The sequence below is a fragment of the Mesorhizobium sp. CU3 genome, from assembly GCF_006442965.1.
In the GTDB taxonomy this organism is placed as follows: Bacteria; Pseudomonadota; Alphaproteobacteria; order Rhizobiales; family Rhizobiaceae; genus Mesorhizobium.
Map to the genome: position 1 here is coordinate 364,434 of NZ_VFWX01000001.1, position 22,441 is coordinate 386,874.

The following is a 22,441-nucleotide window of genomic DNA, read 5'->3' on the forward strand; positions in this document are numbered from 1 at the left end:
TTGGCCGCGCGCCGCAAAGCGACGACGCAAATCTCGCGGCTGGCGCATCGCGCCGGCGGAACTGCTGCCGCGAACCGCATGGTGCCCGAGGAGACGCCGGTGGCGTTCTCCTTCGCCGGCACCACCCATGCGGTGATGATGGCGAGCCCGGCCGATTTCGAGGATTTCGCGCTCGGCTTCTCGCTGACCGAAGGCATCATTGCCGATCCGGCCGAGATCGAGGCGATCGAGGTCGAGGACCTCGGCGCCGGCATCGACATCCAGATCAGGCTGAAGGACCAGGCCAATACGCGCTTCCAGGCCAGGCGGCGCCGGCTGGCCGGACCGGTCGGCTGCGGGTTGTGCGGTATCGAATCCATTGAGGAGGCGATGCGCTCGGTCGATGCGGTCGGTGCGTCAAAACTTACACTTGGCGCCAACGACATCACGAGCGCCGTGCGGCTGCTTTCCAAGGTGCAGCCGCTGCATGCCGAGACCGGCGCGGTGCACGCCGCGGGCTTCTATGTGCCAGGCAAGGGCATCGTCATGGCGCGCGAGGATGTCGGTAGGCACAACGCGCTGGACAAGCTGGCCGGTGCGCTGGCCAAGGCCGGCATCGATGGCGCGACAGGCGCCGTGGTGGTGACCTCGCGCGTTTCGGTCGAGATGGTGCAGAAGACCGCCTCGATCGGCGCTTCGATCATTATGGCCGTGTCCGCCCCGACCGCGCTCGCCATCCGCACTGCCGACGCCGCCGGCATGACGCTGGTGGCGCTGGTGCGCGGCGACGAATTCGACATTTTCACCCACCCGGAACGGGTGGCTTCCGGAGTTTCCCAGCATGTTGCATGACGAAGAACACATCACCAGCACCCGGGAAAAGCTGGTGCGCATGGCAAACCAGATCGCCACATTCTTCGATTCCAAGCCGCGCGAGGAAGGCATTGCCGGCGTCGCCGAGCACATCAATAAGTTCTGGGAGCCGAGGATGCGGCGGCAGCTCTTCGAAATGCTGGACGGCGGCACCGAGCATTTCAACGAGCTGGTGGTGGCGGCTTCCGCCAGGATCAAGCGGCCAAGGACCGACGCGCAGGCCGATGCAACCATTGGCTACACCACGGCTGCAGATGCCGAAGGTGCCGTCCCGCAGAAATAGTGGCCTCGCGACGTCAAAGGTCCTACATTTCCGCCTGCTAAAGTTCGGCTGCCGTTGCGGCATATTTCTGCTACCATCGGACGAAAATCGTCTGGCTGGGCGGGGTAGCTTGCGTGAGGCCCATAGAGACCAGATACGCCCGTAGCGGGGATGTGCGGATCGCCTATCAGGTGGTCGGCCAGGGTTCGTTCGATCTGGTCTTCGTGCCCGGCTTCATCTCCAATCTCGACTTGCACTGGGAGGATGAAGGCTACAGCCGACTGTTGAAGCGGCTTTCGGCCTTCTCGCGGCTGATCCTGTTCGACAAGCGCGGCACCGGCCTGTCGGACCGCGTCGACAGTCACCACCTGCCCAGCCTCGAGACCCGTATGGACGACGTGCGTGCGGTGATGGATGCCACAGGCAGCGGCCGCGCGGCGATCCTCGGCGCCTCGGAAGGCGCGCCGATGGCGATGCTGTTTGCCGCCACCTATCCTGAGCGCACGCGCTCGCTGGTGCTCTATGGCGGCTATGCGCATTTCCACAAATGGGTGATGCCGCCGGAGCGGCTGCAGGCCTTCATCGATGCGGCGGAGACGGCCTGGGGCACCGGCGCCACGCTGCCCAATTTCGCGCCGGGCCGGGTCGACGATGCGCATTTCACGCAATGGTGGGGGCGCTTCGAGCGACTGTCGGCCAGCCCGACCGCGGCGGCGGCCCTTGCCCGCATGAATGCCGGGATCGACGTGCGCGGCATTCTTTCGATGATCCGCGCGCCGACGCTGCTCATCCATCGCCGCAACGACGTCCGTGTCGATCCCGACGCCAGCCGCTTCCTGGCGAAGAAAATTCCGAACGCCCGGCTGGCCGAGATCCCTGGACGCGACCACCCGATCTGGACCGGCGATGTCGACCGCGTCGCCGACCTGATCGAGGAATACCTCACCGGACAGCCGGCCGTGGTCGATACCGAGCGCGTGCTTGCCGCGCTGCTGGTGACGCGCATCTATGACACTGCGCGGCTTGGAGACCGGTTGTGGAGCGAACGCAGCCTGCGCTTCCAGGAGAACTGGCGAATGCTGGTCGGTCGTCACGGCGGGCGCGTCGCCGGAACGCATGGCGAACTCATGATCTCGCGCTTCGACGGCCCGGCGCGTGCCGTACGCTGCGCGGCGTTGCTGCGCGAAGCGGCGCAGGAGATAGGCGTGGCAAGCGCGCAAGGGGTGCATGTCGGCGAGGTCGAGGTGCGTGGGCCCCCGACTGGACTGACAGCGCGTGTGACCATCCAGCTTGCCGCCCATGCCGAACGCGGCCACATCCTCGCCTCACGGCTGGTCGCAGACCTGGCGGCCGGTTCCGGCTTGCATTTCGTCGACGCCGGGCGCGTCGGCCTCGACGAGCTGGACGAGCCGCTGGCACTGGTTCAGGTGACGGCCGAACAGCATCTGGAACCGGCCTGCCGTCCCAAGCCCAAACCCGCGGAACCGGCCACGCTGTCGGCGCGCGAAAGCGAGGTGGTGAGCCTGATCGCCGACGGCAAGAGCAATGCCGCCATCGCCGCCGAACTCAGCCTCAGCGAGCACACGGTCAAGCGCCACGTCGCCAACATATTGCTCAAGCTCGACCTGCCCTCTCGAGCGGCTGCGGCGGCTTTTTCCGCGAGGAACACTGGCCCGGACGGGCCATAAGAGCCATGGCGCTTTCGGGCGAAGCGGCGAAGGCAGGTTAAGCGGTATCACTTCTCCCATGCAGGCCAGGCGATATCGCCGCGACGGCCCTGCGAATGGAGGATGAAATGCTGAAGCTCAATCGCAAGATCGGATTGCTGGCATTTGCGGCAGGCGCATTGCTGGCCATCTCCATGGCGCGAGCCGAAGACGCCTCGGCCACCGCCGCCTACAAGGACATCCAGGCCACGCTGGGCTCGGTGCCCGACATGTTCAAGACGCTGCCGGACGTCGCGGTGGCCGGCGCCTGGGCCGAGATCAAGGCCGTGCAGCTCAATCCCAAGACCGCGCTGGACGGCAAGACCAAGGAGCTGATGGGGCTCGCGGTCGCCGCGCAGATCCCTTGCCAGTACTGCATCTATTTCCACACCGAAGCGGCCAGGCTCAACGGCGCATCGGACGAGGAGATCAAGGAGGCGATCGCGATGTCTGCGATCGTGCGGCACTGGTCGACGATGCTCAACGGCAGCCAGGTCGACCTCGCCACCTTCAAGAAGCAGACGGACGACGTGTTCGCGGCCGTCAAGGCGAAGTCGCAGTGACGAAATCCCCGCCCGGCGATGAGCGCCGGGCAGCATTTTCTCGTCAACCGCCCGATCAGAAAGACGGGCACATGGAGGATGACATGTTGACCAAGACCAAAGCAGTGGACGGCGCGGCGATCAAGAAGGCGATCGAGGGCCGGGACGGCAAGCTGCTGTCGAGCTTCTACAACGACGACGCGCTGGTGCGGGTCGTCGACCGCAACAACCCACCAAGCAAGCCGCGCGAAATCCGCGGCCGCGCGGCGATCAGTACCTTCTGGGACGACATCTGCAGCCGGGCGATGACCCATAAGGTCGACACCACCATCGCCGACGGCGACAACCTCGCCTTCATGCAGGCCTGCGCCTATCCGGACGGCACCAAGGTTTTGTGTGCCGCGATGGTGGAGCTGAAGAACGGTCTGATCGCGCGGCAGACGGTCGTGCAGGCCTGGGACGAGTAATTCAACCTCGGATGAATCAACCTTAATCACGCAGGAGAGTGGAAGATGTTCAGCGCCAGATGGCAGATCGACGCCAAGTTCGGGCACAAGCAGACCGCACTCGAGCTGATGCGGAAATGGGAGCGCGAGATCGGCTCGCAGGTCGGGCTCGCCGATCTGAATTTCCGGCTCATGACGGGCTCGATCGGCGCACGCGAAGCGACGATCGAGTCTCATCACGAGGTCGAGAGCTTGGCCCAGTTGGAGGCATTCTTCGCCAAGATCGCCAAGATCGACGCGCATGCCAAATGGGGCAAAGAGCTGGAGCCCTATGTGGTTTCGGGCACCAGCCTTTGGAACATTTACCGGATTGTCGGGTAGCGGCTTTCGCTCTTCTCCCCGTTTACGGGGAGAAGAGCCGGCAGGCAGATGAGGGGCGGCGCCAGCGTCCGCTATCTATTTGTTTTGCCGTAGTTTTGGGTCTGAAATTGCCGAGGTTGGCGCTGCCCCTCATCCGCCCTTCGGGCACCTTCTCCCCGTAAACGGGGAGAAGGAGATTTCTACCCGTGCGCCACCATTACGTGGCGGACGGCGGTGTAGTCTTCCAAGGCATAGAGCGACATGTCCTTGCCGTAGCCGGACTGTTTCAGGCCGCCATGCGGCATCTCGTTGGTCAGCATGAAATGGGTGTTGATCCAGGTGCAGCCATATTGCAGTCGGGCGGCGGTGGCCATGGCGCGCGAGACGTCCCTGGTCCACACCGAGGAAGCCAGCCCATAGTCGCTGTCGTTCGCCCAGTTCACCGCTTCGTCGACGTCCGAGAAGCGGGTGACCGAGACGACCGGGCCGAACACTTCGCGGCGCACGATCTCGTCTTCCTGCAGCGCGCCGGCGACGACGGTCGGCTGGTAGTAGAAGCCCGAGCCCTCGCCCGGCTTGCCGCCGGTGGTGATCTCGATGTGCTTGAGCTCCGAGGCGCGCTCGACGAAACTCGACACGCGGTCGCGCTGGCGGCGCGAGATCAGCGGGCCGATCTCGTTTTCGGTGTCGTCGGGCTGGTTGAACTTGATGGTCGAAACGGCCGAGGAGAGATCGGCGACCAACTTGTCGTAGATCTTCTTGCCGGCATAGATGCGGCAGGCGGCGGTGCAGTCCTGGCCGGCATTGTAGTAGCCGAATGCGCGCAGGCCGTTGACCACGGCGCCGAGGTCGGCGTCGTCGAAGACGATGACCGGCGCCTTGCCGCCGAGCTCGAGATGCGTGCGCTTGACCGACTTGGCGGCCGCCTGCAGCACCTTCTTGCCGGTTGCGACATCGCCGGTGATCGAGATCATGTTGACCTTGGGGTGGTTGATCAGCGTGTTGCCGACACTGTCGCCGCGGCCGAGCACGACGTTGACGACGCCCTCGGGCAGGACATCGGCGAGGATCTTCGCCAGCTTGAGCGCCGTCAGTGGCGTCTGTTCGGAAGGCTTGAAGACCACTGTGTTGCCGCCGCCGATGGCCGGCGCCAGCTTCCAGGCCATCATCATCAGCGGATAGTTCCACGGCGCGATCGAGGCGACGATGCCGATCGGATCGCGCCTGACCATCGAGGTGTGGCCGGGCAGATATTCGCCCGCCACCTGGCCGGGCATCGAGCGCACCGCGCCGGCGAAGAAACGGTAGCAGTCGACGATCGCCGGGATCTCGTCATTGAGCACGGCATTGATCGGCTTGCCGCAGTTCAGCGCTTCGAGCGCCGCGAATTCCTTGGCTTCCGCCTCGATGCGGTCGGCGATCTTGAGCAGATAGCCGGAGCGCTGCGCCGGCGTGGTGCGCGACCAGCTGACGAACGCCTGTTCGGCGGCGGCCACAGCAGCCTCGATCTGCGCCGGGCTCGCCTCCGGCAGGTTGAGAATGGTCGCCCCGGTCTTCGGATTGAGGATCGGCTCCTCGGTCTCGGTGCCCTTGTCGAATTTCGAGCCGATCAGCATCTGGGTGTCCATGGACATCACTCCCTTATGAATTTGGTTATTTGCCCGAACCGGCGATCTGGTCGCCGTCGCGGGTCAGGTAATAGGCAAAGAGGATCGGCAGCAGCGTCACCAGCACGACGACCATGGCCACGACATTGGTGACCGGGCGCTGGCGCGGGCGGATCAGTTCCTCCAGCATCCAGATCGGCACGGTCTGCTGCTGGCCGGCGGTGAAGGTGGTGACGATGACCTCGTCGAAGGACAGCGCGAAGGCGAGCATGCCGCCTGCAAGCAGCGCGGTGGCGATGTTCGGCAGCACGACATGGCGGAAGGTCTGAAAACCGTCGGCGCCGAGGTCCATCGAGGCCTCGATCATCGAGCCGGAGGTGCGGCGGAAGCGGGCCACCGCATTGTTGTAGACGACGACCACGCAGAAGGTGGCGTGGCCGAGCACGATCGTCCAGAACGAGAACGGGATGTCGGCGAGCGAGAAGGCCGAACGCAGCGCGATGCCGGTGATGATGCCGGGCAGCGCGATCGGCAGGATGACCAAGAGCGAAATGGCCTCGCGGCCGAAGAAGCGCGTCTGCGAGACGGCCGCCGCACAGAGCGTGCCGAGCACCAACGCGATCGCCGTCGAGATGGCGGCGACACGGACCGACAGCGAAAGCGCTTCCCAGACATCCGGGCGGTTCCAGGTGACGGCGAACCACTGCAGAGTGAGGCCGGGGGGCGGCCAGACGAAGCTCTTCTCCTCGGTGGTGAAAGCGTAGACGAAGATCAAGAGGATCGGCAGATGCAGGAAGAGCAGGCCGCAGCCAGCGGCGATCTTCAGGCCGAGCGGAGCGGATTGGCCACGATCAGAGCGCATCGAAGGCCCCCATGCGCTTGGCGCCCCAGAGGTAGAAACCCATGATGACGATGGGCACCACGGTGAAGGCGGCGGCCAGGGGAATGTTGCCGGCGGTGCCCTGCTGCGAATAGACGGCCTGGCCGATAAACAGGCGCGAGGTGCCGATGATCTGCGGGATGATGTAGTCGCCCAGCGTCAGCGAGAAGGTGAAGATCGAGCCGGCGACGATGCCGGGCAGCGCCAGCGGGAACAAAACGTTGCGGAAGGTTTGGCCGGGCGAGGCGCCGAGATCGGATGAGGCCTCGACCAGATTGCCGGGCACCCGCTCGAGCGCCGCCTGCACAGGCAGGATCATGAAGGGCAGCCAGACATAGACGAAGACGATGAAGGTGCCGGTGAAGGAGACCGACAGCGAATTGCCGCCAACGACGGGCAGCGACAGCCAGGCGTCGAGCAGCCAGAGCAGGTGCAGCTTGGCCAACAGCCAGGTGAGGATGCCTTCCTTGGCGAGGATCAGTTTCCAGGCATAGATCTTGACCAGGTAGCTCGACCACAGCGGCAGCATGATGCCGAGATAGAACAGCGCCTTCCAGCGGCCGCGCGCATAACGCGCCGCGTAATAGGCGATGGGAAAAGCGACGACCGCGGAGGCGAGCGTGACCAGCGCGGCCATCGTAATGGTACGCAGAATGATGTCGAGATTGGCGGCCTGGAACAGGTCGCCATAGGTCTTCAGCGTGAACTCGCGGTTGATGAGGCCGGAGAACTCGTCGATGGAGAAAAAGCTCTGCGCCAAGAGCGCGAACAGCGAGCCGATATAGACGATGCCGAGCCACAGCAGCGGTGGAGCTAGCATCAACAGAAGCAGGAATTTCGGTCGGCGCCAGAAGAGGTCGGACAAGGCACCACGCAGACCGCCGCTGCCGGGAAGGATGGCGGGTGCGGGATTGGATTGAACAGCGGCGATGGTCATGCCGGCTCGTCCATCAGGTGCAGGCTGTCGCGGTTGAAGGTGAGCATCACCGCCTCGCCTTCCGCAGGCAGCGCCGTTCCCGCCGGCACCATGGCGTGCAGCCTCAACCCGTCAGCGTCGAGCGCCAGCCTGGTCGTGGCACCTAGATAGTTCGTGCCGACCAGTCGCGCGGCGACGCCGTCGCCGCTGGTCGCGGTGGAGACGCGGATGGACTCGGGGCGCAGGCTGCCCCAGCGATGCTGGCCGGCATAGCGCTGGACGAAATCGGGCGGCAGCACGTTGGATGAGCCGACGAAATCGGCGACGAAGCGGGTCTTTGGCCGCTGGTAGATATCTTCCGGCGTGCCGACCTGCATGATCCTGCCGTCGTTGAAGACGGCGACGCGGTCGGCCATCGACAGCGCCTCGCCCTGGTCGTGGGTGACGAAGACGAAGGTGATGCCCAGCACCTTCTGCAGCGACTTCAATTCTTCCTGCATGTTCTCGCGCAGCTTGAGGTCGAGCGCGCCGAGCGGCTCGTCGAGCAACAGCACCTTGGGCTGGTTGACCAGGGCGCGGGCGAGCGCGACGCGCTGGCGCTGGCCGCCGGAGAGCTGGCCGGGGCGGCGCGCGCCATAGCCCGGGAGCCTTACAAGGGAAAGCGCCTCTTCCGCCGCCTTGAGGCGCTCGGCCTTGCCGACGCCCTTGACCATCAGGCCGTAAGCGACGTTGTCCAGCACATTCAGATGCGGGAACAGCGCATAGTCCTGGAAGACGGTGTTGACGTTGCGGCGATAGGGCGGGACGCCTTCGGCGCGCTCGCCGAAGATGGAGATCGATCCGGCCGTCGGCTGCTCGAAGCCGGCAATCAGCCTGAGACACGTCGTCTTGCCGGAGCCGGACGGGCCGAGCATGGCGAAGAATTCGCCCGGCACGATGTCGAGATCGACGGCGTCGACCGCGCGCACGCTGCCGAAATGGCGCGAGACTTGTTTGAAGGAAACGGCTGCGGTCATGGTCGCTTTTCAGTTACAGGTTATCGCGATTACCCCTCATCCGACCTCGCTTCGCGAGGCCACCTTCTCCCACAAGGGGAGAAGGGAAGTCCTGCGCAAAGGTCGCCGCAAACCACCGACGGTGGAGCTTATGAAAGGCGGCAGTGCCGCGACCTTCCTTCTCGCCTTGTGGGAGAAGGTGGCCGAGCGGAGCTCGGTCGGATGAGAGGTGGGTGCGAGGCAAGATTTCCTGCCTCGCCCCTATCAATCACCGCCCGCCGATGACGCCGATATAGTCCGACACCCAGCGGTAATAAGGCACGCACTGGTTGTTCTGGCTGGCGCATTTCGAAACCGGCGTCTTCCAGAACTTGATCTTGTCGAAATTGTCGTAGCCGTTGGTCTTGCAGCCTTCGTCGCCGAGCAACTCGTTGCCCTTGCAGGCGGCGGGCACGACGGGGAGCGAACCGAACCAGGCCGAGACGTCGCCCTGAACCTTCGGCGAGAGCGAATGCTCGAGCCACATATAGGCGCAGTTCGGATGGGCGGCGTCGGCCTCCATCATGGTGGTGTCGGCCCAGCCGGTGACGCCTTCTTCCGGCACGGTCGAGGCGACCGGCTTCTTGGCGGCGACCAGCGTGTTGACCTGATACGGCCAAGAACCGGAAGCGACCACGCCTTCGTTCTGGAAGTCGTCGACCTGGATGGCGGCGTCATGCCAGTAGCGGCCGACCAGCGTGCGCTGCGTGCGCAACAGATCGAGCGCCGCCTTGTACTGGTCCTCGTTGAGTTCGTAAGGATCCTTGATGCCGAGTTCCGGCTTGTGGAACATCAAGTAATTGGCGGCGTCGGCGATGTGGATCGGGCCGTCATAGGCCTGGACGCGGCCCTTGTTAGACTTGCCATCGGGCAGCTTCATTTCCTCGAAGACGACGTTCCAGCTCTTGGGCGCTTCCTTGAAGACATCGGTGTTGTACATCAGGATGTTCGGCCCCCACTGGTAGGGGACGCCGTAATGCACCTTGTCGACGGTGAACCAGGGCGCATCCTTGAGGCGGTCGTCGACCGTCTTCCAGCTCGGGACGAGATCGGTGTTGATCGGCTGCACGCGTTTGCCGGCGACGAGGCGCAGCGAGGCATCGCCCGACGCGGTGACGAGATCGAAGCCGCCCTCATTCATCAGCGAGACCATCTCGTCCGAGGTGTTGGCGGTCTTGACGTTGACCTTGCAGCCGCTTTCCTTTTCGAAAGCCGTCACCCAGTCGTAACCCTTGTCGGTCTCGCCGCGCTCGATGTAGCCCGGCCAGGCAACGATGTTGACCTCGCCCTCGCCCTTGCCGAGTTCCTTGACCTGGGCCATCGCCTGGCCGGAAAAAGTCAGCGCGACCGTCAGCGCCGTGCACGACTTCAGGAATGCATTCATCATCGACTCTCCCATTGCTAGGGGCAGCGCTCTCAGGGCGCGGCTTTGTTCCCTTGGCAAAAAGTGCTGTGAAAAATCCGGTTTCGCAAATTCATTTATCAGAAAGCCGGTATCGGTTTTTCCGATATGTATTTGGTCCGCCTGTCAAACCCGCTGACGGACCGTGCGCTGCGACTGGGCAAGGCCGATGAAGTCGCGCGCGGCCTGCGGCAGGCTGGAACCGCGGCGCCAGACCATGCCGACCTGGACGACCGGCAAGGACCCGGAAATATCGCGCGATTCGATGCGGTCGCCTTCCAGCGACCAGGGCCGGTAGACGAGGTCGGGCAGCAGCGCCACGCCGGCGCCGGTGGCGACCAGGCTGCGCACGGCCTCGACTGAACGCGTGCGGAAGGCGACATGGGGCCTCGCGCCGAGTGCCGACAGCAGTTTGCCGGTGTTCTCCTCGATCTCGTCGACGGTCAGCATGATCAGAGGTTCGGAGGCGATGTCGCCGATCGAGATGATGTCGGCGCTGGCCAGCCTGTGGCTAAGCGGTACCCATAGCCGATAGGCCGAGACCTCGAGGATTTCGGATTGCAGCGCGGTGCGGTCGCGTAGGTTGGACGTCACCATCACCGCAATGTCGAGCTTGCCGCCGACCAGAAGGTGCTCGAGATAGTCGCCATTGTCCTCGATGGCCGAAACCTCCACGCCCGGATAGGCGCGGCGGTAGCGGGCGAGCAGATCGGACAGCACATAGCCGGCGACCAGCGAGGTGACGCCGAGCTGGAGACGGCCGCCGGCGACGGCCTGCTCGGCGGAAAAGGAGCGGCGCGCATCGGAGACGTCGGCCAGGATCTTGGTCGCGTGGCGCAGGAACTGGTGGCCCTTGTGGGTAATGTTCAGGCCGCGCGGATGGCGCTCGAACAGCTCGACGCCGAGATCGCTCTCCAGTTCCTTGATCGCCTCGGTGACCGAGGATTGCGAGATGGAGAGGTTCTGCGCGGCGCCCGAAACCGTGCCCTGCTCGGCAACGGCGACGAAGAACTGCAATTGGCGAATGGTGAAGGCCATGGCCGGACTAAACACTGGCGGTGCTGCCGTGGGAAGTGCCCGCCTGTCGATCGCCGTTATCGGCCAACCGATCCTGTCTCAGCCGGCAGCGATGCTCAGGCGCGCGCCTGCCTGGTTCAGCGCCGCGGCAATGTCGCGCGGCGGCGGCTGGTCGGTAGCGAGTTCGGCAAAAGCATCGAAGCCGCAGACCCGCACCAGTCCTTGCCGCCCGAATTTGGTGTGGTCGGTGATGACCAGCGAGCGCTGGCCGCGCGACAGCACCATGCGGGCGAATTCCGCCTCGTCCAGCGCATAGTCAGTGAGACCGGCAACCGTATCGACGGCGCCTATCGAGATCACCGCGTGATCGACCGAGAAGCGGCTGACGAACTCGATCGCCGAATTGCCGAAGGCAGCACCTGAATCGCTGCGCAACTCGCCGCCCGCCATATAGACCTTGTTGCCGTTGACGGTGGCCAGCGTGCGGGCGATGTCCGACGAATTGGTGACCACCGTCAGCCGGCGGTGACCCAGCAATTCGCGCGCCAGGAAGGAGGTCGTCGTGCCGGTGTCGAGCATGACCGACTCGCCGTCGCGGATGGTGGCGGCGACCATGCGGGCGATCAGCCGCTTGGCCTCGGCATTCTCGCGCATGCGGCGCTCGAACGGCGCCTCGCCCACCATCGAGGCAAGGCCGACGGCGCCGTGCATCTTCAGCAGCGCCCCGTCATCGGCGAGCGGCTTGACGTCGCGCCGCACGGTTTCCAACGAGACACCGAGACGTTCGGCGAGGCTGGCAATGCTGATCGTGCCTTCCTCGTTGAGGAGCCGCAGGATCTCGCCGTGGCGTTTCGAATGGATCATCTGGAAGTCCGGGATTTTGACCGTTTGTAGGGCAATCCTGACGCTTTTAAAGGATTTGCTTATAGTTTCCGGGCAAAACACCCAAAAAAAGTCACAGCATTTTGATTGACAGTTGAAGGCCGCAGGCGTGTGATCGATGTCGTGTCAGGCTCGGAACTGTCACAGGAGAGTGATGGCAGAGCCTGGTGACCAGACCGTCTGGAAGCTTTCAGACGCGAGCTTTTTTCAAATCCGCGGGGGCGGATGCCGGGGTCACAAACCTGGCCAAGGGGCTCGTCGGTGCGGTGCGGGATACCGATCCCGGCGTCTCGCACCGACGAGACTTTTTTGTTGTCTCCCATCATCGCCTTGTCAAAAAACGGCTGGAGCAGGATCGAACCCGTGAGCGCCGAAGACCGCATCCGTGCCCTGCCCTGCTGGACCGGCCCGATCGACATCGAGCCGCTGCCGGGGGGCTTGAGCAATTCCAACTTCGTGGTGACGGACGCCGCCGGGCGGCATGTCGTGCGCTTCGGCCAGGATTTCCCGTTCCACCATGTCTTTCGCGAACGCGAGGTGATGACGGCGCGAGCGGCAGAGGCCGCCGGTTTCGCCCCGGCCGTGCATTATTCCGAGCCCGGCATATTGGTGACGGCGTTTCTCGGAGCGAAGACCTTTGTCGGCGAAGACGTGCGCGCCAATCTCGGCCGGGTGGCGGCGTTGCTGCGCTCCTTCCATCGCGAGATGCCGAACCATGTCTCCGGCGCCGGCTTCATGTTCTGGGTGTTCCACGTCATCCGCGACTATGCGCGCACGCTGGACGAAGGCGGCAGCCGCAAGAAGGGCGAGTTGCCGCGCTATCTGGCTCTGGCCGACGAACTCGAGCGGGCGCAGAAATTGCTGCCGATCGTTTTCGGCCACAACGATCTTTTGCCGGCCAATATCCTGGACGACGGCAAGCGGCTGTGGCTGATCGACTTCGAATATGCCGGCTTCAACACGGCGATGTTCGATCTCGCCGGCGCCGCCTCCAATGCCGGGTTGAGCGACGATGAATCCTTCGCCTTCCTGACCGCCTATTTCATGAAGGAGCCGGACAGTGAAATCCGCCGCTCGCACGCCGCCATGCAATGCGCCTCACTGCTGCGCGAGGCGATGTGGAGCATGGTTTCCGAGCTCTATCTCGACGCGCCCGGCATCGACTACGTCGCCTATACGGAAGAGAACCTGACGCGGCTCGACGCGGCGCTGGACAACTACCGGACCAAATACGGAACCAAGCCATGACCCTTCCCAGCCATGCCGGCATCGTCGTCATCGGCGGCGGCATCATCGGCTGCTCGACCGCCTATCACCTGGCCCGCGACCACAAGGCGGATGTCGTGCTTCTGGAACAGGGCAAGCTGACGTCGGGCTCGACCTGGCACGCGGCCGGGCTGGTCGGGCAGTTGCGCTCCTCGGCCTCGATCACGCGCGTGCTCAAATATTCGGTCGAGCTCTACAAGGGGCTCGAAGCCGAGACCGGTCTTGCGACCGGCTGGAAAATGACCGGCTGCCTGCGGCTGGCGACCAATGCCGACCGCTGGACCGAGTTCCAGCGGCTGGCGACGACGGCGAAGAGCTTCGGCATGGACATGCAGTTGCTGTCGCCGACCGAAGTCAAACGCATGTGGCCGCTGATGGAAACTGACGATCTTGTCGGCGCTTCGTGGCTGCCCACCGACGGCCAGGCCAGCCCGTCCGACATCACGCAATCGCTCGCCAAGGGCGCGCGCATGCATGGCGCGAAATTGTTCGAAGACGTGCGCGTCACCGGCTTTGCGATGAAAGACGGCCGCATCACCGCGGTGAAGACCGACAAGGGCGACATCGCCTGCGACAAAGTGGTGAACTGCGCCGGGCAATGGGCAAGGCAGGTCGGCGCAATGGCCGGCATCAACGTGCCGCTGCAGCCGGTCAAGCATCAGTATATAATCACCGAAAAGATTCCCGGGCTCGCCAACGACGCGCCGACGATCCGCGACCCGGACCGCCGCACCTATTTCAAGGAAGAGGTCGGCGGGCTGGTGATGGGCGGCTATGAACCCAATCCGCAGGCCTGGACGACAGGCGACGTCCCCAACGACTGGGAATTCCGCCTGTTCGACGACGATTACGACCATTTCGAACAGCATATGGCCCAGGCGATCGCGCGCGTTCCCGCCCTGGAGACCGTCGGCGTGAAGCAGATGATCAACGGTCCGGAAAGCTTCACGCCGGACGGCAATTTCATTCTCGGCGTGGCGCCGGAATGTTCGAACATGTTCGTCGGCGCCGGCTTCAACGCGTTCGGCATCGCGTCGGGCGGCGGCGCTGGCTGGGTGCTGGCGCAATGGGTGGTCGACGGCGAGGCGCCGCTCGATCTGTGGGTGGTCGATATCAGGCGCTTTTCAAACCTGCATCGCGACCGCGACTGGGTGCGCGACCGCACGCTGGAAGCCTACGGCAAGCATTACACGATCGGCTTCCCGCATGAGGAATATCTGTCGGGGCGGCCGCGCATCGTCTCGCCGCTCTATGAGCGGCTGAAGGCGCACCGCGCCGTGTTCGGCTCCAAGCTCGGCTGGGAGCGGCCGAACTGGTTCGCGCCCGATGGCGCCCCGGCCGAGGACGTCTATTCGATGGGCCGGCAGAACTGGTTCGACCCGGTCGGTGACGAGCACCGGCATGTGCGCGAGAAGGTCGGCATCTTCGATCAGTCCTCCTTCGCCAAATACGATCTGACCGGCGCCGATGCCTTGAAGGCGCTCGACTGGATTTGCGCCAACGATGTCGCCAAGCCGGTCGGGCGGCTGATCTATACGCAGCTCCTCAACACGCGCGGCGGCATCGAGGCGGACCTGACCATATCGCGGCTCGGCGAGGACAGGTTCTACATCGTCACCGGCACCGGTTTCCGCACGCACGACCTGTCCTGGATCGGCGACCATATCGGCCATAGGCTCGATGCGACACTGAAAGACGTCACCGAGGATTACGGCACGCTGTCGCTGATGGGGCCGCGCGCCCGCGAAGTGCTTTCGGCGGTGACGAAGGCCGACGTTTCGAACGCCGCCTTCCCGTTCGGCCATGCGCGCGAAATCGGCATTGCCGGCCATATCGTGAAGGCACTGCGCGTTACCTATGTCGGCGAACTCGGCTGGGAGCTGCATGTGCCGATCGCCGCCACCGGCGACGTCTTCGACGCGCTGATGGCTGCGGGCAAGCCGCACGGCATTCGCCCGGTCGGCTACCGGGCGCTGGAATCGCTGAGGTTGGAAAAGGGCTACCGCGCCTGGGGCTCGGACATCACGCCGAACGACACGCCGCTGGAGGCGGGGCTCGGCTGGGCAGTAAAGCTTCGCAAGAACACCGATTTCGTCGGACGCCGGGCGTTGGAAAAGGCGGACGGCAAGCTGCTGGTCAAACGCTTTGCCGGCTTCACGGTCGACGATGCCGAGACAGTGCTGGTCGGACGCGAGACGATCCTGCGCAACGGCGAGCCGGTGGGCTATCTCACCAGCGGCGGCTACGGCTACACGCTGGATAAAAGCGTCGGCTACGGCTATGTGCGCAACGCCGACGGCGTCAGCGACGATTTCCTCGCCTCGGGCGAGTATGAGCTGGTGGTGGCGATGCAACGCAAGCCGGCAAAGATCCATCTCGAGCCGATGTACGATCCGGCCGGGGCAAGGATAAAGGCCTGATCAGTTGACGCGCAGCACCAAGCCGCGGCTCGGCACCGTGTCGACCTCGCCGGGCATCGAGGCATAGGGCTTCGTTTCCTCGACACGCGTCAGCTTGCCTTCGGCTTCCAGCGCGGCGACGCGTTCGGCAAAGCCCGCCTGCCAAAGCGTGTTCTTGACCGTCAGCACGATGACGCCGCCGGGGCGGCAGATGCGGATCAATTCGTCCAGGCCCTCGGCTCCGACATGGCCGGAGGTGAAGACGCCGGCCGAGACGATGCCGGCATAGGCATTGTCGGCGAAGGGTAATGGCCCGCCCATCGCGAGTTTGTGCAGCGCCGTATAGACGCCCTTGGCCGCCGCCTTGTCCAGCATGCCTTGCGAGATATCGAGCGCCTCGACCTTCGGATAGCCGGTGATGACCAGCCACTCGCCGATCAGGCCTGTGCCGGCGCCGGCGTCGAGCACGGGTTCGGCGCCGCGCGGCAGGTGGCGGGCAAGCAGCGCCAGGCAGATCGTCGGATGGCGGTAGCCGGCGGCCGACATGTCGGCATCATAGGTCTCCGACCAGTCGTCATAGATAGCCGCGACATCCTCCGGCCGCTTCGCCGCATAGGCCGCGCTCAGCGCGCCGCTGTGCTTGCCTTCCGTCATCGTCTCTCCCAAAGCCGAATCCTTTTTGGGTGATGATAGCCAAGCAACGAAAACTGTGGAACCGTCCGAGCGTAAACATGATGTGAAGGTTAAAAAGGGGGAATTCAATGGAAGAGCTGCGCGCGGCATTGGCCGCCATTCCGGCGCTGGCCGGCTATGACGGGCCACTGGAGCGGCTCGGCGGCCTCACCAACAGGGTCTATAGGGCCGGCGAGATCTGCCTGCGCATACCGGGAAAGGGTACCGAGGAATATATCAACCGCGCCAACGAGGCGGTGGCGGCGCGCGAGGCGGCGAAAGCCGGCGTCAGCCCTGAGGTGCTTTATGCCGATCCGTCATCGGGGGTGATGGCGACGCGTTTCGTCGCCGGCGCCGAGACGATGTCGCCAGAGAAGTTCAAGGCGCGGCCGGGCAGCCCGGCCCGGGCCGGCGCGGCTTTCCGTAAGTTGCATTCGTCCGGTGCGGTCTTTCCTTTCCGCTTCGAACTGTTCGCGATGATCGACGACTATCTCAAGGTGCTGTCGACCAAGGATGTCGCCTTGCCCGCCGGCTACCACGACGTGGTGCGCGAGGCGGGCAGCGTGCGGGCCGCACTGACCGCGCACCCCATCCGGCTCGCCGCCTGCCATTGCGATCCGCTGTGCGAGAACTTCCTCGATACGGGCGAGCGGATGTGGATCGTCGACTGGGAATATTCCGGCATGAACGATCCGCTGTGGGACCTCGGCGACCTCTCCGTCGAAGGCGGGTTCGATGCCACCCAGGATGAGGAACTGATGCGCGCCTATTTCGGCGGCGAAGCAAAGCCGGCCGAGCGCGGCCGCGTCGTCATCTACAAGGCGATGTGCGACCTTTTGTGGACGCTGTGGGGGCTGATCCAGCTTGCCAACAACAACCCGGCCGACGATTTCCGCGCCTATGCCGACGGGCGTTTCGCCCGCTGCAAGGCGCTGATGGAGAGCCCAGCGTTTTCACGCCACCTGGCGGCCGTGCGCCTCGCATAGATCGGTTCCCGATTTTTCCGGCCGCCCTATCTGAAAACATTCTGTATTTCGTTCAGCGAACCGGTCTGATCGGACTTTTTGCAATACCAGATGAGCAACGCGATGGTGCCGATGGGAAACAATGGCGCAAGAAGTTGATGCCAGCCGCTTCTGTTGATGTCATGCAGCCGGCGAGCGGTGATGGCCAATGACGGCACCAGGACGGCAAGATTCCAGATCGATGAGATGATTTCATTGCCGACAACAGCATCGATCACGACCATGACGATGCCGACGATAAACAGGAATAGGTAGGCATACCAGAACGCCGAGCGGCTGGCCCTGCCGGAAAAATTCGCATAATTCCGGAAGAAACTTGAGGTAGCTTCACCAAAGCCCATCGGGAGCGATGTGTCGCCGAAACGATTGGCGCCGGCCGGCGGCGCTCTTAAAACAAACAGCAATGGCAGGCCGAGAAGGACCAGAACGATAAGCCAATGCCAAATGGAAAAACTACCCATAATTACCCCCCAATAATCCGGTTTTCCAGGCTACAGATATTCAACCTGTGCCGCCGAGAATCAACCACCGATTGCGCGCCGCAGGCGATTTGCACCGTAAAATGATATCGTGAAATCACTGTAATGCGCGTCACGCTGAAACGAGTTCAGGCGACGCGCTTCAAGTCCTGATTTTGGCTCATCGCATTGTCCTGGAAACCGCGGCGCACTTCCTGGGCGAGATGCATTAGTTCACGCCCTTCGGCACATTCTCCGGCGGCACCACCGTTTCCACCACCTTCTGGCGATGGAAGATGAAGATGCCGGCAAGCACGACGATCGCCGAGCCGATCAGGATGCGCGGGCTCGGCACGTCGCCGAAGAAGACCAGGCCGAAGACGATGGCCCACAAAAGCAGGCTGTAGTGCAGCGGCGCCAGCGTCGAGGCCGGCGCCAGCTTCAGCGCCCTGGTGATCAACAGATGCGCGGTGCAGGAGACCACGCCGAGCAGAAGCATGGCGCCAAAATCGAGCGCCGACGGCATGCGCCAGGCGCCGATGGCAAGCACGCCGCCGACAATCAGCGTGCCGACGGTCTGCCAAGTGACCAAGGTGGTGTCGCTGGTGGCGCGCAGGCGACGGCCGAGGATGATGGCGAAGCCGAAGGCGATGCTGCCGATCAGCGCAAAGCCGGAAGACATGGAGAAGGCGGCCGAGGACGGCTTCAGGATGATCAGCACCCCGCAGAAGCCGACCAGGATGGCCAGCCAGCGGCGCCAGCCGACCTTCTCGCCGAGCAGCAGGTGCGACAGCGCCGCGACGTAGATCGGACCAGCCATGTAGAAGCTCATCACGTCGGCGAGCGGCATATAGACGACTGCGGCGTAGAAGAACCCGGTATCGACCGTGGTCGCCACGACGCGCAGGACCTGCAGCAGCGGCCGCTCCATCTGGAACAGCTTGCCCGTGCCTTGGTTGGCGATCATCGGACCGAGCACGATGAAGGCACCGATCGAACGGATCAGCACCACCTGTCCGACCGAGAACGAGGCGACCAGCCATTTGCCCATCGCATCGTTCAGCGCGAACATGAAATCGCCGGCCAGCATCAGCAGGATGCCGGCCAGAAGCATGTTCTTGATCGTGAGGCCGCGGGCGAGAGACTGAGCCATGGCGGCGTCCTAGCCACAAGCTGGCGATTTGACGAGAAAAATCCGTAAGACCAGCGGCGGGAATCGAGGTTGGCCGAGGCGCGGAAACTTCGTCATCCACAGGCGAAGCGGACGCGCAGACCCGAGTATCCATGCCGTGACCTCGCGCGAAGGGTAAAGGCGGTGCAGGACAAAGGTCGTTCTGCACCGCCGTAACGCCTGCAGGTAACGGCATGGATTCTATGGTCTGCGCCGCGTCGCTTCGCTCCTTGCTTCGCCATAGAATGACGAAATCAAGGGCGTTCCGGCCAATTGGCGGACGCGCAGAGACCTAAGCTGTCTTATGCCGCCGGTTGACCCTTTGCGGCCTGCCCGCGATCGAAAGCCGGGTTTCCTGCTGCGTCCGTTCGGCTACGACCTTGCCCCTGGCGATGACACATAGGCGTTCGGGGCGCAGGCGCACGGCCTCGATCGGATCGCCGGCGTCGAGCACGACGAGGCTGGCGCGCTTGCCGACGGCTAGTCCCAGATGATCGAGGCCCATGATGGCGGCGTTGACGTTGGTGACCATGTCGAAGCAGCGCGCCATGTCGGCCGGGCTCGACATCTGCGCGACATGCAGCCCCATGAAGGCGACGTCGAGCATATCGGCGGTGCCGAGCGAATACCAGGGGTCGAGCACGCAATCCTGGCCCCAGCCGACGCGGATGCCGAGCGCCAGCATTTCCTTGACCCGGGTCAGGCCGCGCCGCTTTGGAAACGTGTCGTGGCGGCCCTGCAGCATGATGTTGATCAGCGGGTTGGGAATGGCCGACACGCCGGCCTCGGCGATCAGCGGCAAAAGCTTGGAGACGTAGTAATTGTCCATCGAATGCATGGAAGTGAGGTGCGATCCGGCCACCCTGCCCTGCAGGCCAAGGCGTTGCGTTTCATAGGCAAGTTGCTCGATGTGGCGCGACAGCGGATCGTCGGTCTCGTCGCAATGCAGGTCGACCATCAGGCCGCGTTTGGCCGCGATCTCGCACAGTTCCGTAACCGAGCGGGCGCCGTCGGCCATGGTGCGCTCGAAATGCGGGATGCCGCCGACGATGTCGACGCCCATGTCGAGCGCGCGGATGGTGTTTTCAAGCGCCGTCGGCGAGCGATAGAGCCCGTCCTGCGGGAAGGCGACCAATTGCAGGTCGATATAAGGCGCGACCGTCTTCTTGACGTCGAGCAGCGCCTCGACCGCAAGCAGCCGGTCGTCGCAGACATCGACATGCGTGCGGATGGCAAGCAGGCCCATCGACACAGCCCAGTCGCAATAGGCGAGCGCGCGGTCGCGCACCGCCTCATGCGTCAAAAGCGGCTTCAGCTCGCCCCACAGCGCAATGCCCTCGAGCAGCGTGCCGGAGGCGTTGATGCGCGGAATGCCGTAAGACAGTGTCGCATCCATATGGAAATGCGGATCGACGAAGGGCGGCGACACCAGATTGCCGCGCGCGTCGATCTCGGCCGGCGCGGAACCAGCCAGGTTCTGCTCGACCGCGCGGATGGTCTCGCCGGAAATGCCGATGTCGGCGATCCTGCCGTCCGGCAGCGTGCCGCCGCGCACGATGAGGTCGAAATCCATCTTTCGTCATCCTCTTCCCAAGAATCGGCCTTCATCGTGACCGAAAAGACAGCCTGCCGCAGCCATTTCTTTCCCTCGGCCGCCGAAAGGTTCCACTCCGCTGCAACTCGCTCTATAAGCCGCCTCTCGTCCCTGCGGCGAATCCGAAGTTCTCACAGCCAGGCATAGGATCGGCCGTTGTTTCGCTTCTTCCGCTCAACGGAAAACCAGCGCCTTATAGCGAGGCTGGTGAGGGAGTCGTTCCACGAACATAAATTCGGCTATGGCGCGGCCATATTGTCGATGCTGGTGGTGGCCGTCATGACGGGCGCCAGCGCCTGGATCCTGAAGGAGATCACCAACGAGTTCGTGATCTACAAGAGGATCGACCGCGTCAACCTGATTGCCGCGGGGGTGGCCACGATCTTTGTCGTCAAAGGTCTCGCAACCTTCGTCCAGAGCTATTTCATGAGCCGTGTCGGCAATGCCATCATTGCCGACCGGCAGCGCAAGATCTACGACCAGATCCTCGCGCAAGGCATCGAATTCTATCATTCCACCTCTTCGTCGGACCTGATCACCCGCATGACCAACAATGCGCAGGCCGCGCGCAGCGTGCTCGACCTTGTCGTCACCTCCTATGTGCGCGACCTGGTGACATTGGTCGTCTTGGTGGCGCTCATGGTCTGGCAGCAGCCGGCGCTGTCGCTGATCTGCTTCGTCGTCGGGCCGATCGCGGTCTACGGCGTCAACCGCATCCTGAAGCGCGTGCGCAGCATCGCCGCCATGGAGTTCCGCTCGCTCGGCCAGATCGTTCACGTCATGCAGGAGACGGCGATCGGCGTGCGCGTCGTCAAATCCTTCAACCTCGAAGGCGCGATGCGCAAGCGCATGTACAAGGCTGTCTCCGACGTCGAGAACCGCGCCAACAATATCGCCACGCTGGAAGCGGCCACCAGCCCGGTGATGGAGACGCTTGCCGGCCTGGCGATCGCCGGCGCCGTGTTCGTCAGCGGATTCCTGGTGCTGCAAGGCGGCCAGATGCCCGGCAACATCATGGCCTTCATCGCGGCGCTGCTGCTGGCCTACGAGCCGGCAAAGCGCCTGGCCCGCGTGCGCATATCGCTGGAGAGCGGCATTGTCGGTGTTCGCATGATGTTCGAACTCGCCGACCGGCCGTTGACGCTCGCCGAAAGGCCCGGCGCCACGCCGCTCAAGCGGGGGCCGGGCGAAATCCGCTTCAAGGACGTGACCTTCGCCTATCCGGAGAGCGCGCCGGTGTTCGAAGGCTTCGACCTGACGCTCAAGGCCGGCAAGATGACGGCGCTGGTCGGGCCGTCGGGCAGCGGCAAGTCGACGATCCTCAACCTGATCATGCGCATGTACGACCCGCAGGTCGGCAAGGTGGAGTTCGACGGCCAGGACATCTCCTACGCGACGCTCGATTCGCTTCGGCAAAAGATCGCCTATGTCAGCCAGGACACGTTCCTGTTCGCCGGCACCGTAATGCACAATATCCGGCTTGGCCGCGAGGACGCGACCGACCAGGAGGTGATCGCCGCCGCCAAGGCCGCCAACGCGCATGACTTCATCAGCGCCATGGCCAAGGGCTACGACACGGACGTCGGCGAGAACGGCTCGCTGCTCTCCGGTGGCCAGCGCCAGCGCATCTCGATCGCCCGCGCCATGCTGCGCAATGCCGAGATCCTGCTTCTGGATGAGGCGACCAGCGCGCTCGACGCCGAATCCGAAGCGCTGTTCCGCGACGCGCTGCAGCAGCTTACCGTCGGGCGCACGACGATCGTCATTGCGCACCGGCTGTCGACCGTGCACCAGGCCGACACGATCGTGGTGCTGGAAAAAGGCCAGGTGCAGGAAAGCGGCCCGCACAAGACCCTGCTCAGGCAAGGCGGGCTGTACCAGAAGCTTTATGAATATCAGCTGATGCCGTAGGGCGGGCTTCACCTTCTCCCGCAGCTACGCAATGCACGC

General features: G+C 64.0%; 22 protein-coding genes. 11 read left to right on the plus strand and 11 right to left on the minus strand.

Annotation, left to right across the window (positions count from 1 at the left end):
• From fdhD to FJ988_RS01760, 6 genes are all read left to right on the plus strand, one after another.
• The gene (gene fdhD / locus FJ988_RS01735; RefSeq protein WP_140815017.1) at positions 1-831 is read left to right on the plus strand and encodes a formate dehydrogenase accessory sulfurtransferase FdhD; all 831 of its coding nucleotides are present in this window, start codon (positions 1-3) and stop codon (positions 829-831) included.
• Positions 821-1,135, plus strand: coding sequence for a formate dehydrogenase subunit delta (locus tag FJ988_RS01740; protein ID WP_140815018.1), 315 nt, complete (start codon positions 821-823; stop codon positions 1,133-1,135). Before fdhD ends, FJ988_RS01740 begins: the two co-directional genes overlap by 11 nt.
• A 113-nt stretch (positions 1,136-1,248) precedes the next feature.
• The gene (locus FJ988_RS01745; RefSeq protein ID WP_140815019.1) at positions 1,249-2,802 is read left to right on the plus strand and encodes an alpha/beta fold hydrolase; all 1,554 of its coding nucleotides are present in this window, start codon (positions 1,249-1,251) and stop codon (positions 2,800-2,802) included.
• A gap of 107 nt (positions 2,803-2,909) precedes the next feature.
• A complete protein-coding gene (locus FJ988_RS01750) occupies positions 2,910-3,383 on the plus strand; it encodes a carboxymuconolactone decarboxylase family protein (protein ID WP_140815020.1) in 474 nt (157 codons plus the stop codon).
• Positions 3,380-3,829 (plus strand): nuclear transport factor 2 family protein, encoded by a 450-nt coding sequence (locus FJ988_RS01755; protein ID WP_246688405.1) that lies wholly within the window; start codon positions 3,380-3,382, stop codon positions 3,827-3,829. The genes FJ988_RS01750 and FJ988_RS01755 overlap by 4 nt, the downstream gene beginning before the upstream one ends.
• A 45-nt stretch (positions 3,830-3,874) precedes the next feature.
• Entirely contained in the window at positions 3,875-4,189 is a 315-nt protein-coding gene (locus tag FJ988_RS01760; protein ID WP_140815021.1) for a hypothetical protein, read from the plus strand.
• Positions 4,190-4,368: 179 nt separating this feature from the next.
• On the opposite strand, the gene FJ988_RS01765 is transcribed toward FJ988_RS01760, so the two are convergent.
• The 4 genes from FJ988_RS01765 to FJ988_RS01780 are packed head-to-tail and all read right to left on the minus strand — an operon-like array spanning position 4,369 to position 8,587.
• Positions 4,369-5,796, minus strand: coding sequence for a gamma-aminobutyraldehyde dehydrogenase (locus tag FJ988_RS01765; RefSeq protein ID WP_140815022.1), 1,428 nt, complete (start codon positions 5,794-5,796; stop codon positions 4,369-4,371).
• A 25-nt stretch (positions 5,797-5,821) separates the two neighbouring features.
• Positions 5,822-6,637 (minus strand): ABC transporter permease, encoded by an 816-nt coding sequence (locus tag FJ988_RS01770; RefSeq protein ID WP_140815023.1) that lies wholly within the window; start codon positions 6,635-6,637, stop codon positions 5,822-5,824.
• The gene (locus FJ988_RS01775) at positions 6,627-7,592 is read right to left on the minus strand and encodes an ABC transporter permease (protein WP_140815024.1); all 966 of its coding nucleotides are present in this window, start codon (positions 7,590-7,592) and stop codon (positions 6,627-6,629) included. The genes FJ988_RS01770 and FJ988_RS01775 overlap by 11 nt, the downstream gene beginning before the upstream one ends.
• A complete protein-coding gene (locus tag FJ988_RS01780) occupies positions 7,589-8,587 on the minus strand; it encodes an ABC transporter ATP-binding protein (protein ID WP_140815025.1) in 999 nt (332 codons plus the stop codon). The genes FJ988_RS01775 and FJ988_RS01780 overlap by 4 nt, the downstream gene beginning before the upstream one ends.
• Here FJ988_RS01780 and FJ988_RS01785 point away from each other — a divergent pair.
• A complete protein-coding gene (locus FJ988_RS01785; protein ID WP_140815026.1) occupies positions 8,586-8,792 on the plus strand; it encodes a hypothetical protein in 207 nt (68 codons plus the stop codon). The genes FJ988_RS01780 and FJ988_RS01785 overlap by 2 nt on opposite strands.
• A gap of 42 nt (positions 8,793-8,834) precedes the next feature.
• Here the strand turns inward: FJ988_RS01785 and FJ988_RS01790 are convergent, their stop codons facing one another.
• From FJ988_RS01790 to FJ988_RS01800, 3 genes are all read right to left on the minus strand, one after another.
• Entirely contained in the window at positions 8,835-9,989 is a 1,155-nt protein-coding gene (locus tag FJ988_RS01790) for an ABC transporter substrate-binding protein (protein WP_140815332.1), read from the minus strand.
• 144 nt (positions 9,990-10,133) lie between these two features.
• Complete coding sequence (locus FJ988_RS01795; RefSeq protein WP_140815333.1) at positions 10,134-11,045, minus strand: LysR substrate-binding domain-containing protein; 912 nt, start codon at positions 11,043-11,045, stop codon at positions 10,134-10,136.
• A gap of 78 nt (positions 11,046-11,123) precedes the next feature.
• Positions 11,124-11,888 carry a DeoR/GlpR family DNA-binding transcription regulator gene (locus FJ988_RS01800; RefSeq protein ID WP_140815027.1) on the minus strand — a complete coding sequence of 255 codons (765 nt, stop codon included), beginning with the start codon at positions 11,886-11,888 and terminating at the stop codon, positions 11,124-11,126.
• A 381-nt stretch (positions 11,889-12,269) separates the two neighbouring features.
• On the opposite strand from FJ988_RS01800, the gene FJ988_RS01805 reads away from it, so the two are divergent.
• Together FJ988_RS01805 and FJ988_RS01810 are read left to right on the plus strand one after the other, a co-directional pair.
• On the plus strand, positions 12,270-13,154 hold the full coding sequence (locus FJ988_RS01805; protein WP_140815028.1) for a phosphotransferase family protein: 885 nt from the start codon (positions 12,270-12,272) through the stop codon (positions 13,152-13,154).
• Positions 13,151-15,592: an FAD-dependent oxidoreductase gene (locus FJ988_RS01810; RefSeq protein WP_140815029.1), complete on the plus strand. Its 2,442-nt coding sequence runs from the start codon at positions 13,151-13,153 to the stop codon at positions 15,590-15,592. Before FJ988_RS01805 ends, FJ988_RS01810 begins: the two co-directional genes overlap by 4 nt.
• Here the strand turns inward: FJ988_RS01810 and FJ988_RS01815 are convergent, their stop codons facing one another.
• The gene (locus FJ988_RS01815) at positions 15,593-16,225 is read right to left on the minus strand and encodes a class I SAM-dependent methyltransferase (RefSeq protein WP_140815030.1); all 633 of its coding nucleotides are present in this window, start codon (positions 16,223-16,225) and stop codon (positions 15,593-15,595) included.
• 107 nt (positions 16,226-16,332) lie between these two features.
• On the opposite strand from FJ988_RS01815, the gene FJ988_RS01820 reads away from it, so the two are divergent.
• Positions 16,333-17,229, plus strand: coding sequence for a phosphotransferase family protein (locus FJ988_RS01820; RefSeq protein ID WP_140815031.1), 897 nt, complete (start codon positions 16,333-16,335; stop codon positions 17,227-17,229).
• Positions 17,230-17,255: 26 nt separating this feature from the next.
• Here FJ988_RS01820 and FJ988_RS01825 read toward each other — a convergent pair whose 3' ends face one another.
• From FJ988_RS01825 to FJ988_RS01835, 3 genes are all read right to left on the minus strand, one after another.
• On the minus strand, positions 17,256-17,729 hold the full coding sequence (locus tag FJ988_RS01825; protein ID WP_140815032.1) for a DUF805 domain-containing protein: 474 nt from the start codon (positions 17,727-17,729) through the stop codon (positions 17,256-17,258).
• Between the two features lie 226 nt (positions 17,730-17,955).
• Entirely contained in the window at positions 17,956-18,879 is a 924-nt protein-coding gene (locus FJ988_RS01830) for a DMT family transporter (protein ID WP_140815033.1), read from the minus strand.
• Positions 18,880-19,189: 310 nt separating this feature from the next.
• A complete protein-coding gene (locus tag FJ988_RS01835; RefSeq protein ID WP_140815034.1) occupies positions 19,190-20,470 on the minus strand; it encodes an amidohydrolase family protein in 1,281 nt (426 codons plus the stop codon).
• Between the two features lie 177 nt (positions 20,471-20,647).
• Here FJ988_RS01835 and FJ988_RS01840 point away from each other — a divergent pair, with 177 nt between their 5' ends.
• Positions 20,648-22,402 carry an ABC transporter ATP-binding protein gene (locus tag FJ988_RS01840; protein ID WP_140815035.1) on the plus strand — a complete coding sequence of 585 codons (1,755 nt, stop codon included), beginning with the start codon at positions 20,648-20,650 and terminating at the stop codon, positions 22,400-22,402.
• Positions 22,403-22,441 lie beyond the last annotated feature (39 nt).

What these genes read in the sequence shown, in the direction of transcription:
- FJ988_RS01740 (WP_140815018.1), top strand. Translation starts at nt 821, where the DNA reads ATGTTGCATGACGAAGAACACATCACCAGCACCCGGGAAAAGCTGGTG.
- FJ988_RS01750 (WP_140815020.1), top strand. Translation starts at nt 2,910, where the DNA reads ATGCTGAAGCTCAATCGCAAGATCGGATTGCTGGCATTTGCGGCAGGC.
- FJ988_RS01760 (WP_140815021.1), top strand. Translation starts at nt 3,875, where the DNA reads ATGTTCAGCGCCAGATGGCAGATCGACGCCAAGTTCGGGCACAAGCAG.
- FJ988_RS01765 (WP_140815022.1), bottom strand. Translation starts at nt 5,796, where the DNA reads ATGGACACCCAGATGCTGATCGGCTCGAAATTCGACAAGGGCACCGAG.
- FJ988_RS01770 (WP_140815023.1), bottom strand. Translation starts at nt 6,637, where the DNA reads ATGCGCTCTGATCGTGGCCAATCCGCTCCGCTCGGCCTGAAGATCGCC.
- FJ988_RS01775 (WP_140815024.1), bottom strand. Translation starts at nt 7,592, where the DNA reads ATGACCATCGCCGCTGTTCAATCCAATCCCGCACCCGCCATCCTTCCC.
- FJ988_RS01785 (WP_140815026.1), top strand. Translation starts at nt 8,586, where the DNA reads ATGGTCGCTTTTCAGTTACAGGTTATCGCGATTACCCCTCATCCGACC.
- FJ988_RS01780 (WP_140815025.1), bottom strand. Translation starts at nt 8,587, where the DNA reads ATGACCGCAGCCGTTTCCTTCAAACAAGTCTCGCGCCATTTCGGCAGC.
- FJ988_RS01790 (WP_140815332.1), bottom strand. Translation starts at nt 9,989, where the DNA reads ATGAATGCATTCCTGAAGTCGTGCACGGCGCTGACGGTCGCGCTGACT.
- FJ988_RS01795 (WP_140815333.1), bottom strand. Translation starts at nt 11,045, where the DNA reads ATGGCCTTCACCATTCGCCAATTGCAGTTCTTCGTCGCCGTTGCCGAG.
- FJ988_RS01800 (WP_140815027.1), bottom strand. Translation starts at nt 11,888, where the DNA reads ATGATCCATTCGAAACGCCACGGCGAGATCCTGCGGCTCCTCAACGAG.
- FJ988_RS01810 (WP_140815029.1), top strand. Translation starts at nt 13,151, where the DNA reads ATGACCCTTCCCAGCCATGCCGGCATCGTCGTCATCGGCGGCGGCATC.
- FJ988_RS01815 (WP_140815030.1), bottom strand. Translation starts at nt 16,225, where the DNA reads ATGACGGAAGGCAAGCACAGCGGCGCGCTGAGCGCGGCCTATGCGGCG.
- FJ988_RS01820 (WP_140815031.1), top strand. Translation starts at nt 16,333, where the DNA reads ATGGAAGAGCTGCGCGCGGCATTGGCCGCCATTCCGGCGCTGGCCGGC.
- FJ988_RS01825 (WP_140815032.1), bottom strand. Translation starts at nt 17,729, where the DNA reads ATGGGTAGTTTTTCCATTTGGCATTGGCTTATCGTTCTGGTCCTTCTC.
- FJ988_RS01830 (WP_140815033.1), bottom strand. Translation starts at nt 18,879, where the DNA reads ATGGCTCAGTCTCTCGCCCGCGGCCTCACGATCAAGAACATGCTTCTG.
- FJ988_RS01835 (WP_140815034.1), bottom strand. Translation starts at nt 20,470, where the DNA reads ATGGATTTCGACCTCATCGTGCGCGGCGGCACGCTGCCGGACGGCAGG.